This is a genomic window from Sulfurimonas sp., assembly GCF_016744025.1.
Lineage (GTDB): Bacteria > Campylobacterota > Campylobacteria > Campylobacterales > Sulfurimonadaceae > Sulfurimonas.
Genome location: NZ_JADGFC010000067.1, coordinates 1 through 13,510 on the forward strand (window position 1 = coordinate 1; position 13,510 = coordinate 13,510).

Here is a 13,510-nt window from a genome sequence, read left to right on the forward strand (position 1 = left end):
GTTTTAACCTTTGTTAAAATTTGCATTATATTTTTTACTTCTAAAGGTTTTACAAAGTACGAGATTACATTTAGATTGATTGACTTAAAAAGATACTCTTCATCTTTATATGCTGACACGATAATAAACTTTTGCTGATCATTTATTTTTGTAATATCTTCTATCATGCAAAGACCATCTTTATTTGGCATCCTAATATCTGTAAGAACTAAATCAAAAACCTTATTTTCATTAAATGCTTGAGTATAAAGAGCAAGCCCTTGCTCTCCATCACATGCAATTTCTACTTCATCAAAGATTGTATCAAGGTAAAAACCTAATATCTCTCTTGCATCTTCTTCATCTTCTACTAATAATACTTTTGTAGTTAAATTATTCATCTTAATTTAGAGTAGTTATAAAGCTAGTGTAATTAAAAAACTTACACCATCTTTTATATTTTCTACTTCTATTTTTCCTTTCATATTTGTTTCAATTATAGATTTTGTCATGTAAAGACCTATGCCTGTGCCCTGTGTTTCAAACTTAGTTGTAAAGTATGGTTCAAAAATTCTGTCGATTATATAATCTTTGATATTGTCACTATTATTCAATATTTCTATTTTTACCTTCTTCTCTTCAAGTCTTAAGTTGATGATTATTTTTGCATCAAAGTTAAGACTCTCTTTTTTAACTACTAGTGCATCTTTAGCATTATTTAGAATATTTAAAATAGATTGTTTTAACTCATTTTCATAATTTGAAATCACTATATCTTCATAGTTAAATTCGATATTTATATTTTCTTCATCATATTGATTTTTCACCATAAAGAGTAATGATTCTATACATTCTTTTACCGAGAACTCATTTTTTGTTTTAGATGGCTTATAAAAGTTTCTAAAATCATCAATAGTTTCACTCATGTATTCGATATGTGTATTTGCCTTTGCCATAAACTTATCTAGTTTTTCTCTGCTTACATTCTCATTTTTATAGTTGTCTCTTAGAAATTGTATTATTAATGATACATTATTTAAAGGCTGTCTCCATTGATGAGCGATATTTCCTAACATCTCACCCATAGATGCTAGTTTACTTTGTTGAATTAAGATTCTGTCTTTTTGTCTATTTTTACTTAATTCTTCTTCTACTTTTAGTTTTAACTCTTCTTGGCTTACTTTGATTTTTGTAATGTCATTGATATAACCATAAAAATGGCTAACCTCTCCTGAGTGATTTTTGATTAAAATAACCCTACTTGAGATCCATCTTATCTCATTTGCTGCATTTAATATTCTGCAAAGTATTGTAAAGTTTTCTAAATCATTTTTTAGTGCTGCATTTATAGCTACTTTAACTTTATTTACATCTTCTTCATATATAAGATCCATAAAGTCCAGTTCTTTATTTTCAAAATGTTGTTTTGTAAAACCAAAAGTTTTTATACTTTCTGATATGTATTTTACAGATAGTTTCTCATCATTTACTAATTTGAAGATTACTATATTTCCATCTTCAACTAATAGTTCAATATCAAGAAGTTCTTTTTTCATTCTTTTATTTTTATCTATATCCATAGACATCATAAGCATACGATCTAAGTCACCTGATTCATTACAAAAGGCTTTACCACGAGCTAAAACCCACTTGAAACCATTGTTTTTAGTTTGAAGTCTATACTCACAAATAAGAGTATCATCAACCTTATTAAAAATCTTATCAAATAGCTTTTCTACATTTGATTTATCTTCATTGTGAATTAGATTAAACCAATCAGAAAAAGTAAGCACCTCTTCTCTTTGATAACCAGACATTTCCAGCCATTTATCAGAAAAGTATATTTTTTTTGTTTTAAAGTCTATATCCCAAAGACCATCATTAGAAGCAATAATTGCTAACTCAAATCTTTTTTTCCAATGCTCTAAAGATACAGTTTTACCTTTTAATTCATTGTTATATTCATTGAAAATAGCTTTAATAAAATTTGAGAATATATATGAAAATATTATAAGAATAGTAGTTACAACCAAGATAGAAACAAAGATTTGTAATAAGAGACTACTATACTCTTTTTTTATATCATATATAATATCTTTAAGCTTATATTCTATGGCGTTTTTATCATAAAAAACGTTTATTAAAAAGTTATATTTACTATAAAAGTAGGAGTGATCTTTAAATTTTTCATTATATTCAAAATCAGTAAAATAGTGTTCTAGTACTTCGTAAGCTCTATTGTCTTTTTTTTCTCTAAATAAAACATTTGATTTTTTCATTTTATTATTATTATCAAAGTTAAAAGTATCTTGAGAGATTATGTCATAAAACCAGATATTAAATTTCTGAGTTTTTATTGCATCTATAATCAAAGCTTTTGTAATCGCTTTAATTGAGTTTATAGTAGAAAATGAACCAATATAGTACTTACTTCCATCAATAATTATACTGTCAAAAAAACTAAGTCTAACTTTTTTCTTAACATCATCATTCCAAAACTGAAGATTATTATCTCCTTGAGAATAGATATATTTTAAGGTTAAATTTTTATATAATGTTGATTTATCTTTTGTGTTAAATATAAGATGTTGAATGTACGAAATAGAGTTTTTACCATATAAAATATTTAGATTACTTTTTGTAAATACAACCAGTTCTACATTATGTTCTTTTTCAATAGTTTTTAAATAACCTTTTAATAAATCAAAATTACTTAAAGAGTTTGACTCCAAGTAACCAATAGTCTTATAAGTCACTTTTTTAAGAGTTATTTCTTCATCTGTAAAACTATTTTTTAGTTCTTGATTTATATAAGCTTTAAAATCATTTAACTCTTCTTTTTTTTTAAAATCATAATTGAGAACATATTTTTGCTTTAATAAATCTATTTTCCTATTTTCTTTTGATTCTAAAATAAAATAAGTAATGACTAATAAAAATGTAGTTAGGAGTATAAGAAAAATCACAGGAATTTGGGAGAATAAACGCTGAATATCATCTAAACTATAGCTTTTCTTATTGCAAAAATCCATTTACTATTATCCTAAAATATATTAATTTACATCTTTTAAAGTTTCAAAATTGTTTCAATTAAAAATTATATTGAAACTAGCCATAAATTGAAGTTAAAGAGCTCTGATGTCATGTATGATTAAGATAATTAGGAGATACAGTACAGATATTAGAATCTGTACTGCATATATTTTTTGTATTAGTAACTTACTTTTTTAGAGAAAATTTAAACTGCTTCTCCATAGAGATAGCTTCATCTCTTCCATAAACAATGATTTCATTATCTACAGCAACTTTTTTTGTACTGATTTTATCAGGATATTCAACAAAGCTTAGGATATGTTTTATACAATTTATTCTAGCTTTTTTCTTATTGTCACTCTTAACAATAGTCCAAGGAGCAGATTCTGTATGAGTAGCACTTAACATCATAAACTTAGCTAAAGAATACTCATTCCAAAGTCTTTGTGACTCTTTATCTACAGGAGACAGCTTATACTGTTTTAAAGGGTCAGTCTCTCTAGCTTTAAATCTATTCTCCTGTTCATCTTTTGATACTGAGAAATAAAATTTAAATATTTGAATACCTTCATCTACTATCATTTTTTCAAACTCTGGTGCATCTTTTAAAAACTTATGGTGTTGTCTCTCTGTACAAAATCCCATAACCGGTTCAACCATAGATCTGTTATACCAACTTCTATCAAAAAGTACCATTTCTCCAGCACTCGGTAAATGCTTTGCATATCTTTGGAAGTACCATTGTGAAGTCTCTTTATCACTAGGTTTCTCAAGTGCAACAACTCTTGCACCCCTTGGATTTAGATGCTCAGTAATTCTTTTAATAGTTCCACCTTTTCCAGCAGCATCACGACCTTCAAATATCATAAGAATTTTAAGACCCTTATCTTTTACATGATTTTGAAATTTTAAAAGTTCTACTTGTAACTCAGCCAACTCTTTTTCATAAGCTAACTTTTCTTCTTTAACCCAAATTTGAACCTTGCCATTTTTTATATTATTTCTTCTATCTTGTTCTTCTTCTTCTTGTCTGTCTTGTTCTTCTTTTTTCTTATCTTTCATTTAGTTTATCCCTTAACCTATAAATTTACCAGTGCTTGTAACCTGTGCGTCCATTATCTCTATCTCTCTAGCTCCTGAAATTACAACGTCAGGGTTTAGTGAATAGTTCAAATTCTCATCACGATCTTCATAATCAACAGCATTGAGTATTACTTTCATCGACTCTAATCTTGCTAACTGTTTGATGTTTGATCTTACAATTGTCCAAGGAGTATCATGAGCATTAGTCTGCTTAATCATGTTGTATTTTGTAATCGTAAAATCATCCCATTTTTCTTGAGCTTGAAGGTCAATCTCACTAAGTTTCCACTGTCTTAGTGGATCATTTTTACGTCTTTCAAATCTTTTTGCTTGCTCATCTTTTGTAACACTATAGTAGAGTTTTACAAGTATGATTCCTTGGCGAACAAGGTCATGCTCAAAACCTTTAACACCGTTCATAAAATCACCATACTCTTTCTTCGTACAAAAATCAAAGACTGATTCAACCATAGCTCTGTTATACCAACTTCTATCAAACAGAACTATCTCTCCAGCCTTTGGAAAGTGCTGAATATACTTTTGGTAGAACCACTGTGTTTTTTGCTCCTCAGTAGGCTTACCAAGAGCTACAGTACGATAATGTTTTTCATCCATATATCTTGTAACCCTTCGAATCGTTCCACCTTTTCCGGCAGCATCACGGCCCTCAAAAAGGATAATCATTTTTTGATCAGTATGTTCAAGATGTTTTTGGAGTTTTATTAGTTCGGCTTGATAAGGTTTAAGCTTTTGCTCATCAATTCTTTTTGTCTCTGCCTTACTTCGTAGTTGTTTCTTAGTTTTTGATTTTTTGTATACATTAATCAATTCATCTAATGAAATTTGTTTACCGTCAATGTCAAATATATTCTTCTCTTTTGCTGCCATAAAAATCCTTCTGTAGTTTTGTAAATTTTTGTGTGAGTGAACAGGAGTAAAAAAACCTATTCAAGAAAAGTATACTCCTACTTTTCTTGATAATTTCTTCAATTGCAAAAGATTTTATGAGTTTAGTTTTTCTAGTATCTTTTTTCCATTTTTTATCTGTAGGGAAATAATGTCAAGCTCTTCTTTTAACTCTTTTTTTTCTTTTTTGTCTGACTTTTTCTTTAAGCTTTTAGCTATTTCTTCTTCTCTATCACGCAGTTTTTTTAAGAGATTTTTTATAGACTTTTTTTTACCAGCCTTTTGTAAATCATCAAGGCCCAAGGACTCTGTTGCACTTTGGATAAACTTTTTTATACTCATGTTCTTTCCTTTTGATCTAAGATTGTATTAACTTCATCATCACTAATAAGCATATCTTCACCAATGCTTTTAAGCTCACTATTGTTATCGATAAATATTACCTTAGCCATTTCAATAAGATTTTTACTAATACCATAAGCATATGCACTATCATTCATTAGTGAGGTTGCCATCTCATTTGTGACTAAACCTTTTCTAATAAGATTATCAAGTGTTCCATTTGCTAATATATCGTATTTCTTGGTATGAAGTTTAGCCTTAGAAAGTAACATAAGCATTACATCCTCTTCATCTGTACTTGAGATTATGTTTATATTTCTAAGAAGCTCAGCTAAATCTCTTCTCATAGTATTGTATTGAGCTTTAATATGCTCATTTGAACTTTTAGAGTATTTTATTAAGTTCTTTTGTAAATGTTTAGTATCTTTTACTGCTTCAACAATATCTCTATTAGCAAGTTTTAGTTTATATAACACTTCTATATCTTCAGGAGCCATATGAGATTGAGCTTTAGTTGAAAAATCTATAATCTCACCATAAATGCCTTTTATCTTTTTATTATAAAAATCATCAATATCAACAGCTACTTTTGAGTACTCTTTGTTAACTACCTCATCTAAAGGCATAGATGAGACTATGTTATGTCTTTGAAGATTTAAACCATGCGTAATAATCTCAAAAGCATTTTCATATAGATGTTTGGTCTCTTTAGTAATTACTGCCATAGAGATTGATGGAAGTTCTAGTGCTGAGTCATTAAGATATTTAACACTATCAAAATTATTTTCACCCTTTAAAGACTTAGTATTTAAAGTTTTATTGAGAAAGTTTACAAGTTTATCTACAAATGGGATAAACATAAGAACGCCCATTACCTTAAACAAAGTATCAAATACTGCAAGTTTTAAAGTATGGTTATCATTTGCTATTCCAACGAAAGCACTTATTGTTTCTACTGCGTATATGATTTGACTCATAAATAAAACTGCAACTACTGCCGTGACTATATTAAATATAAAATGAGCTCCGGCTAATCTTTTACCATCTATGTTTGAGCTTAAGGAGCCAATAACAGCAGTAATAGTTGTACCTATATTTGCTCCAATAGTAAGAGCTAGTGCATTCTCATATGTAATCTGACCTACAGATAAAGCTGCTAAGATAAGAACAATAGTGGCATGAGAAGACTGCATCACAACAGTGGCTATTATTCCTATGCCTATATAAATAAGTAAACCTTTTAATCCACCAACACTAAAAGAAGCCAAATCAACAGTTGCTTTAAATGCTTCAAACCCATCTTTCATATAGTGAATACCCAAAAATAAAAATCCAAGTCCGGCTAAGATATAACCTATACCTTTTAAAGATTTTGCTTTTTGAAAAATTAGGATTACACCAAAGGCAAGCATAGGCATTGCATAAGCAGATATTTTTACGTTGAGACCAAAACCAGCCATAAGCCAAGCACCAGTTGTTGTTCCGATATTGGCACCCAATATTATTCCAATACCTTGAGTAAGCCCTATAAGTCCAGCTCCAATAAAGGATATTGTCAAGACTGAGACTAAAGAGCTTGACTGCATAATAGCAGTAGTTACAAATCCAAAACCTATACTTTTATATAGTTTATTTGTAGACTTTTGTAAAATCTTCTCTAATGTACCACCGGAGAAAACTTTAAAACCCTCTTCTAGAGTTAACATACCAAACAAGAAGATTGCTACACCTGCTGATATCTCTTTAAAATCAGGACTAACCCAAAATCCATAGGCTAAAATAACTAAGATGCTAGGTAATAATATTTTTCTTAGCATTAAAGGACTATTCCTTTTATCATAAAAAATATCAAGGCTGAGATAACAGATGCAGCTGGAACTGTAATTACCCATGCTGCAATAATTTTCTTGATTGCATCTCTTTTTACATACTGAACTTTCTCACTACTTTTTAAATTCTTTTTTGCATCTTTTAGATTAATTTCTTCATCATTAATCATTTTATAAAGATTTACAATTCTTTCATAATCTTCTTTAGTTTTTTGCTCTTTAGCATCTAGAGTTTTTAACTCTCTACTATATGCTTTTAAAAGTTTTTTCTCATCTGCTATCTCTTCTCTTTCATGAGCCATATCTTCTTTAACATTTGTTGTCTCAAGATACTCTCTTAAAAAACCAACTCCAAAAATACCACCGATTGCGATGTGAGTAGAACTAACAGGAAGTCCAAGCTGTGAAGCGATAATAACTGTTATAGATGCAGCCATAGCAACAGAGAATGCTCTCATTTGGTCAAGCTCCGTAATTTCACTACCAACAGTTTTTATAAGTTTTGGTCCATAAAGTGCAAGTCCCATAGCTATACCGATTGCTCCTACTCCCATTACCCAAAGAGGTATTCCTGCTTTTGCTGATATCCCACCAGTCACTACAGCATCATTTATAGCTGCTAATGGCCCAATTGCATTTGCAACATCGTTTGCCCCATGAGCAAAACTAAGTAGTGCTGCGGCAAAAATCAAAGGTACTGTAAAAAGAGTGTTAACTCCTGCTCTAGTATTTTCAATTCCAGCGGCTTTTTTATTTACTACTGTTCTCATAAACATATAAACAACTATTGCGATAATAAGTCCAAAAATTGCGGCTACTGCAAATGTAGGTTTTTTTGTATCTGGTAAGAAGATAAAAATATCTACAATATCTGGCCAAACTTTTTTAAGACCCTTTAGTGTTAGGTAAGTAATAAAAGCCCAAGACATAATTGCAACAAAAACAGGAACCCATTTAATAGCTGCTTGTATCTTGTCCTTTTTAAATACCATTGTTTTTTTAATTGCTAAGAGAAAAAGTGCTGCAATAATACCACCTAAAATAGGTGAAATAATCCACGAAGATGCAATTTTAGCCATTGTTAACCAGTTTACTATCCCAAAACCTGCAGCGGCAATACCAGCTCCCATAACTCCACCAACTATTGAGTGAGTGGTAGAGACAGGTGCTTTAATAATAGTTGCAAAGTTTAACCATAATGCAGCAGCTAAGAGAGCCGCCATCATTGCCCAGATAAAAGGATCTACATTCCCGCCAAATGCACCTATATCAATAATACCTTTTTTGATTGTTTTTACTACATCTCCACCAGCGATTAAAGCTCCAGCAGCTTCAAAAACAGCGGCTATAATTATGGCCCCACCCATAGTTAGAGCTTTTGAACCGACAGCCGGCCCAACATTATTAGCAACATCATTTGCACCTATGTTCATAGCCATATATGCACCAAAAAGCGCTGCTATTGCCAAGAACATACTATTTGGAACACTACCCATACTTAAAAAGCTATAGGCTAGAACCGCAACCATAAAAAAGAGTGCAAATCCAAGCCTAATAAAATCTATTCCACTACCCTTTAGTGCTTCTTTTTCCATCTTGTTAACTGTCAGAATTTCCATGATTACCTTGTGATTTTGCTAAAGAAAATTTCAAACTTACATCTTCTAATGTGAAGTTGATTATTAGCTATATGTAAAAAGTATACTCCTAATTTTCTTGATTTTTTCTTCAATTATTACACGTATTTTATAAGTATTTTCTATGATATATACAATGTCTATAATAACTTACTATTTTAAGTAACCATAAGGTAACCAAACTTTTTTATACTTACAAACTTTTAAATAGGAGGCACGTTTTTTTGAACATATTTATAGATAAATTTTTTGCTAATACGACAAAACTAATAGCTATTGCAATACTTCTTATTGTAGCATGGATCTTTACAGTACTTTTTCAACACTCTATGGACTCAATCCAAGCTTTTGGATTTGATTTTATTACAGACACAAAATGGGCACCAAACCTAGAAAAATTTGGAGCACTTCCAGCTATATACGGTTCAGTTGTTTCAACTTTTTTAGCAATGGTTCTAGCTGTTCCACTTGCTATCGGTGTAGCTATCTTTTTAAGTGAACTAGCCCCTGCAAAACTCAAATCACCAGTTGGAGTGTCAATAGAACTTCTTGCGGCTATACCATCAGTTATATACGGTATGTGGGGACTTTTTTACTTTGTTCCTATTATTCGTGATATCTTTGGTGGTGTTGGTATTAGTATGCTTACAGCGGGAATTGTTTTATCTATCATGATACTTCCATTTATGGCAGCTGTAACAAGAGATGCCATGAACACTACGCCTGATATCTTAAAAGAATCAGCTTACGCACTTGGTGGAACAAAATGGGATGTTATAAAAGATATCATCATTCCTTACGCAAAAGCAGGAATTATTGGTTCGTTCATTCTCGCACTTGGTCGTGCTATTGGTGAGACAATGGCAGTTACTTTTGTTATGGGTAATGTACACAAAATTTCTGCGGACTTAACACAGCCTGCTACTTCTATCCCTGTAACACTTGCAAACGAGTTTACAGAGGCAGATACAGATTTTTACTATTCGTCTCTATTTGAGTTATCACTTCTACTTCTTGTGATTAGTTTTACAATCATCTCAATAGCGAAGTTTTACTTCCTTAGAAGAAAAAGGATAGCTTAATGACTCATACTAAAAAAAGAATAATTTTAAACAACATAGTTATGATTTTATCTACTCTATCAGCTGTAATTGGTATCGGGTTTTTATTCTGGATATTAAGTGTTTTAGTTATCAATGGAATAGATGCACTTAGTATGACTATTTTCACAGAAGAAGGAGCACCTCCAGGATACGAAGAGAGTGGTTTAAAACATGCCCTTATAGGTCAGCTTATGATTGTCGGAGTTGCAACCTTTGTAGGTGTACCTCTTGGCATCTTAGCTGGAACATACCTTAGTGAGTATGGTCAAAAGTCTAAACTATCTGAGACCATTCGTGATATCTCGGATATTATGATGTCAGCTCCTAGCATCGTAATCGGTGCTTTTGTTTACGCTGTTGTAGTTGCACCTATGGGTCACTTTAGTGGTTGGGCGGGATCGATTGCATTGACAATTATTATGCTTCCAATTATTTTACGAACTACTGACGACATGCTACAGCTTGTTCCATCTACTCTAAGAGAAGCTGCCTTTGCACTTAGTGCTCCAAAGTATAAGGTTATTACTCAGGTTGTTTACTGTGGAGCAAAAGCTGGGATACTTACTGGCATCTTACTCGGTGTAGCAAGAGTAGCAGGGGAAACTGCTCCACTTTTATTTACATCATTTAATGATAATTTTTTAAATACAGATATGAATGAACCAGTGGCATCTCTGACAGTAACGATGTATAACTATGCAACATCTCCTTATGAAGATTGGCAAAAACTTGGATGGGCAGCTGCCTTTATCTTAAGTATGTTTATTTTGTCACTTAACATTATCGGTCGACTATTTATTATGAATAAAAAAGGAAAATAATGGCTACTATCATTGATATAAATGAAGAAAAAGCACTAGAAGTTAAAGATTTTGAGTTTACATATGCATCTGCTGATGCACCAAGTATAAAAAAACTAAATATGCCTATTGCAAAAAATAGTATTACTGCGCTTATCGGGCCATCAGGTTGTGGTAAAACTACGCTACTTAGAAGTTTTAACCGTATCCATGATTTATATCCTGGAAATAAATATGAGGGTGAAATTCTATTTAAAGATAGAAATATTTTAACAGCTCAAGAAGATCTTATCAACCTTAGAATTCAGATTGGTATGATTTTTCAAAAACCTACAGCATTTCCAATGAGCATCTATGATAATGTTGCTTATGGATTGAGACTTCAAGGTATAAAAAACAAAACTGAACTAAACGATCGTGTTGAAAAAGCACTAAAGAGTGCAGCAATATGGAAAGAAGTTAAAGATAGATTAAAACATGATGCAAATGGTCTATCAGGTGGACAACAACAGAGACTTTGTATTGCTCGTGCCATAGCAGTTGAACCAGAAGTTTTATTATTTGATGAACCTACATCTGCACTTGACCCAATATCTACGGCAGGAATAGAAGAGTTAATAGTTGAGTTAAAAGAACGTGTATCGATTATCATTGTTACACACAACATGCAACAAGCGGCTAGAGTTAGTGACTACACTGGTTTTATGTATCTTGGTGAACTTATAGAACTTGGACGAACAGAGGAGCTTTTTGTTACACCTAAAGAGAAGTTAACAGAAGAGTATATTACTGGAAAATTTGGTTGATATAAAATTGCACTAGTGTAATGAAGGCAAGGGAATTACTTCCTTAAGCATAATAAACAGATGAAAGGAATTAAAATATGTCAACAAAATATAATAACAAAATAGAAGAGATTAGAGAGGTTATGGCATCTCTACTTACAAATATAGTAGAAGCAAATAGTATATCTTTAGAAGCGTATAAAAATAATGACGATGAGAAGTATAAAGAAGTTCAAACTAAACTGAGCAACATTACTGTTCAAGGCGATATAATCGATAATGAGATTATAAAAACTTTTGCACTATTTGGACCTGAGGCTACAGAACTTCGTTCTTTAGTAGCTTACTTAAAAATGACAAATGAGATAGTTCGTATTGGTGTAGGTGTTAAAAAATATGCTGTTCGTATGAAAGACTTATCATCAAGTAAATGTGATTTAGAGCCTTTAAACTCTACTATTATTCAACTTCATAAAAGTACTATTACTGCACTAGAGTATATTTTGGAGTGCTTTAAAGAACTTGACGAATGTAATATTCAAGACTTACACACTAAAGTAATGGTTGAAGAGAGTAAAAATGATGATCTTTTCTCAATACTTGAAAAAGAGATATTAACTATGATTATAGATGCCAAAGAGTTATCTATTGAGTATGTAAAAGTTTTAGGAACACTCCGTAAACTAGAGCGTTCTTGTGATAGAAGTGTAAATATTGCAAATCTAATGCTCTATGCTAAAGAAGGTGGAAATATTAGCATCTACAGCTAAACTTTGCATATCTATAATATAACAAACTATATTGTGAATTCTCACTTTATGGTATTTGATCTGTTTTTGCAGCCATTATAAAGTCGTTGAGATGAAGACCATTTATCTTGTGTGTATACCAGACAACACTTACACTTCCATATCGGGTTGTAATGTCTGGGTGATGTCCTTCATCCTCGGCTATCATTCCTATTTTATTGGTAAAATCCAAAGCCTCTTTAAAGTTTTTAAAACTAAAGTCTCTTTGAAGTTTTTCCATACCATCTTCGGTAATTAGCATCCATTTTGGAATGATAGACAAGTAGGTCTCTTTTTCCTCAGCTGTTGCTATAGGTGCACCAACTCTACACGCTTCACATTTTTGTTCTGTTAAATTACTCATAATAACAACCTTTTTGAATCATTTTTATCTGAGAACATATCTGACTCAAGAGTATAAGCATCTAAAAGAAACTTCTCTTGAAGACCTATTTTCTCTCTAATCTTTTTTAAAGTTAAATTTTCCATTTTTTTAAAGTCTATTTTATCAAGTCGCTCACACTTTGAAACAGCTCCAACTGCTGAAGCAATATCAAAAACCATATGTTCTTTATGTGTAAATTTAAAAGGGTGAGGGTACATATGTTCTGTAATAAAATGGTATAAAAACTTCTCAAACTTAAATATTTTCTTTGTAGAGCCCATGGTAAAGCCAATAACAAATGCTTCATCTTTTGGAAGAAGTCCTCGACCAAGAATAAGATGAATGCAGTCATGGGTATATAAATCGACTGCTCCATTAAATACTCTAAACAAAGGTAATTTTAGATTTGGATTTTCAACAAGACGAATAATCAAAGGTATATCTGAAGAAGAACTTGAATGTTCTTTTAGCTTTTTGAGAGCATTTTTCAAAGTGATTTTTTCATCTGAAATAGGAATAAAGAAATCTTTATACGAAAGCATTTTATCCTCCCTCAGGACTTGCAAGTTTTAAACCAAGTATACCTATAATTATTAATGATACAAAAAAGAAGCGGGCAAGAGTAGCAGGGTCTTCAAAGAAGATTACCCCAATTAAAAATGTGCCAACAGCTCCGATTCCTGTCCAAATTGCATAAGCAGTTCCTATAGATATCTCTTTTTGCGCTATCATCAAAAAATACGACTTAATTAAAAAAACGGGGGTTTAAAAACTCGCTTTTTTTGATAATTGACCAAATAATAATCTACTAAATTTAACTTCAAGCTTTTACTCAAACCT

At 31.3% G+C, this 13,510-nt stretch carries 14 protein-coding genes; 4 read left to right on the top strand and 10 right to left on the bottom strand.

Features of this window, described 5'->3' with window-relative positions; translation table 11 throughout:
- The 7 genes from QZZ48_RS09925 to QZZ48_RS09955 form a co-directional block, all read right to left on the bottom strand.
- Nucleotides 1-380: response regulator (locus QZZ48_RS09925; protein WP_294965095.1), on the bottom strand; the 380-nt coding region annotated here is incomplete at its 3' end.
- A gap of 15 nt (nucleotides 381-395) precedes the next feature.
- Nucleotides 396-3,011, bottom strand: coding sequence for a PAS domain-containing sensor histidine kinase (locus QZZ48_RS09930; RefSeq protein ID WP_294965098.1), 2,616 nt, complete (start codon nucleotides 3,009-3,011; stop codon nucleotides 396-398).
- Between the two features lie 187 nt (nucleotides 3,012-3,198).
- On the bottom strand, nucleotides 3,199-4,074 hold the full coding sequence (gene ppk2, locus QZZ48_RS09935; protein ID WP_294965100.1) for a polyphosphate kinase 2: 876 nt from the start codon (nucleotides 4,072-4,074) through the stop codon (nucleotides 3,199-3,201).
- A gap of 12 nt (nucleotides 4,075-4,086) precedes the next feature.
- On the bottom strand, nucleotides 4,087-4,983 hold the full coding sequence (ppk2, locus tag QZZ48_RS09940; RefSeq protein ID WP_294965102.1) for a polyphosphate kinase 2: 897 nt from the start codon (nucleotides 4,981-4,983) through the stop codon (nucleotides 4,087-4,089).
- 114 nt (nucleotides 4,984-5,097) lie between these two features.
- The gene (locus tag QZZ48_RS09945) at nucleotides 5,098-5,343 is read right to left on the bottom strand and encodes a hypothetical protein (RefSeq protein WP_294965105.1); all 246 of its coding nucleotides are present in this window, start codon (nucleotides 5,341-5,343) and stop codon (nucleotides 5,098-5,100) included.
- A complete protein-coding gene (locus tag QZZ48_RS09950) occupies nucleotides 5,340-7,160 on the bottom strand; it encodes a Na/Pi symporter (RefSeq protein ID WP_294965108.1) in 1,821 nt (606 codons plus the stop codon). Before QZZ48_RS09950 ends, QZZ48_RS09945 begins: the two co-directional genes overlap by 4 nt.
- Nucleotides 7,160-8,791 carry an inorganic phosphate transporter gene (locus tag QZZ48_RS09955; RefSeq protein ID WP_294965111.1) on the bottom strand — a complete coding sequence of 544 codons (1,632 nt, stop codon included), beginning with the start codon at nucleotides 8,789-8,791 and terminating at the stop codon, nucleotides 7,160-7,162. The genes QZZ48_RS09950 and QZZ48_RS09955 overlap by 1 nt, the downstream gene beginning before the upstream one ends.
- A gap of 242 nt (nucleotides 8,792-9,033) precedes the next feature.
- Here QZZ48_RS09955 and pstC point away from each other — a divergent pair, with 242 nt between their 5' ends.
- The 4 genes from pstC (at nucleotide 9,034) to QZZ48_RS09975 (ending at nucleotide 12,267) form a co-directional block, all read left to right on the top strand.
- On the top strand, nucleotides 9,034-9,891 hold the full coding sequence (pstC, locus tag QZZ48_RS09960) for a phosphate ABC transporter permease subunit PstC (protein WP_294965114.1): 858 nt from the start codon (nucleotides 9,034-9,036) through the stop codon (nucleotides 9,889-9,891).
- The gene (pstA, locus tag QZZ48_RS09965) at nucleotides 9,891-10,733 is read left to right on the top strand and encodes a phosphate ABC transporter permease PstA (protein ID WP_294965116.1); all 843 of its coding nucleotides are present in this window, start codon (nucleotides 9,891-9,893) and stop codon (nucleotides 10,731-10,733) included. Before pstC ends, pstA begins: the two co-directional genes overlap by 1 nt.
- Complete coding sequence (gene pstB, locus QZZ48_RS09970; RefSeq protein ID WP_294965119.1) at nucleotides 10,733-11,518, top strand: phosphate ABC transporter ATP-binding protein PstB; 786 nt, start codon at nucleotides 10,733-10,735, stop codon at nucleotides 11,516-11,518. Before pstA ends, pstB begins: the two co-directional genes overlap by 1 nt.
- A gap of 77 nt (nucleotides 11,519-11,595) precedes the next feature.
- Nucleotides 11,596-12,267: a phosphate uptake regulator PhoU gene (locus QZZ48_RS09975; protein ID WP_294965121.1), complete on the top strand. Its 672-nt coding sequence runs from the start codon at nucleotides 11,596-11,598 to the stop codon at nucleotides 12,265-12,267.
- Nucleotides 12,268-12,313: 46 nt separating this feature from the next.
- Here the strand turns inward: QZZ48_RS09975 and QZZ48_RS09980 are convergent, their stop codons facing one another.
- From QZZ48_RS09980 to QZZ48_RS09990, 3 genes are read right to left on the bottom strand one after another with little or no spacing between them, the layout of a single operon-like run.
- Nucleotides 12,314-12,649 (bottom strand): 4a-hydroxytetrahydrobiopterin dehydratase, encoded by a 336-nt coding sequence (locus tag QZZ48_RS09980; RefSeq protein WP_294965124.1) that lies wholly within the window; start codon nucleotides 12,647-12,649, stop codon nucleotides 12,314-12,316.
- On the bottom strand, nucleotides 12,646-13,212 hold the full coding sequence (locus QZZ48_RS09985; RefSeq protein WP_294965127.1) for a hypothetical protein: 567 nt from the start codon (nucleotides 13,210-13,212) through the stop codon (nucleotides 12,646-12,648). Before QZZ48_RS09985 ends, QZZ48_RS09980 begins: the two co-directional genes overlap by 4 nt.
- A gap of 1 nt (nucleotide 13,213) precedes the next feature.
- Nucleotides 13,214-13,420 carry an SMR family transporter gene (locus QZZ48_RS09990; RefSeq protein ID WP_294965131.1) on the bottom strand — a complete coding sequence of 69 codons (207 nt, stop codon included), beginning with the start codon at nucleotides 13,418-13,420 and terminating at the stop codon, nucleotides 13,214-13,216.
- Between the last annotated feature and the right edge of the window lie 90 nt (nucleotides 13,421-13,510).

Bases quoted from the DNA above. Each gene is read 5' to 3' on its own strand.
- QZZ48_RS09985 (WP_294965127.1), bottom strand. From the start codon at position 13,212: ATGCTTTCGTATAAAGATTTCTTTATTCCTATTTCAGATGAAAAAATC.
- pstB (WP_294965119.1), top strand. From the start codon at position 10,733: ATGGCTACTATCATTGATATAAATGAAGAAAAAGCACTAGAAGTTAAA.
- QZZ48_RS09975 (WP_294965121.1), top strand. From the start codon at position 11,596: ATGTCAACAAAATATAATAACAAAATAGAAGAGATTAGAGAGGTTATG.
- QZZ48_RS09955 (WP_294965111.1), bottom strand. From the start codon at position 8,791: ATGGAAATTCTGACAGTTAACAAGATGGAAAAAGAAGCACTAAAGGGT.
- ppk2 (WP_294965100.1), bottom strand. From the start codon at position 4,074: ATGAAAGATAAGAAAAAAGAAGAACAAGACAGACAAGAAGAAGAAGAA.
- QZZ48_RS09950 (WP_294965108.1), bottom strand. From the start codon at position 7,160: ATGCTAAGAAAAATATTATTACCTAGCATCTTAGTTATTTTAGCCTAT.
- QZZ48_RS09980 (WP_294965124.1), bottom strand. From the start codon at position 12,649: ATGAGTAATTTAACAGAACAAAAATGTGAAGCGTGTAGAGTTGGTGCA.
- QZZ48_RS09945 (WP_294965105.1), bottom strand. From the start codon at position 5,343: ATGAGTATAAAAAAGTTTATCCAAAGTGCAACAGAGTCCTTGGGCCTT.
- QZZ48_RS09930 (WP_294965098.1), bottom strand. From the start codon at position 3,011: ATGGATTTTTGCAATAAGAAAAGCTATAGTTTAGATGATATTCAGCGT.
- ppk2 (WP_294965102.1), bottom strand. From the start codon at position 4,983: ATGGCAGCAAAAGAGAAGAATATATTTGACATTGACGGTAAACAAATT.
- pstA (WP_294965116.1), top strand. From the start codon at position 9,891: ATGACTCATACTAAAAAAAGAATAATTTTAAACAACATAGTTATGATT.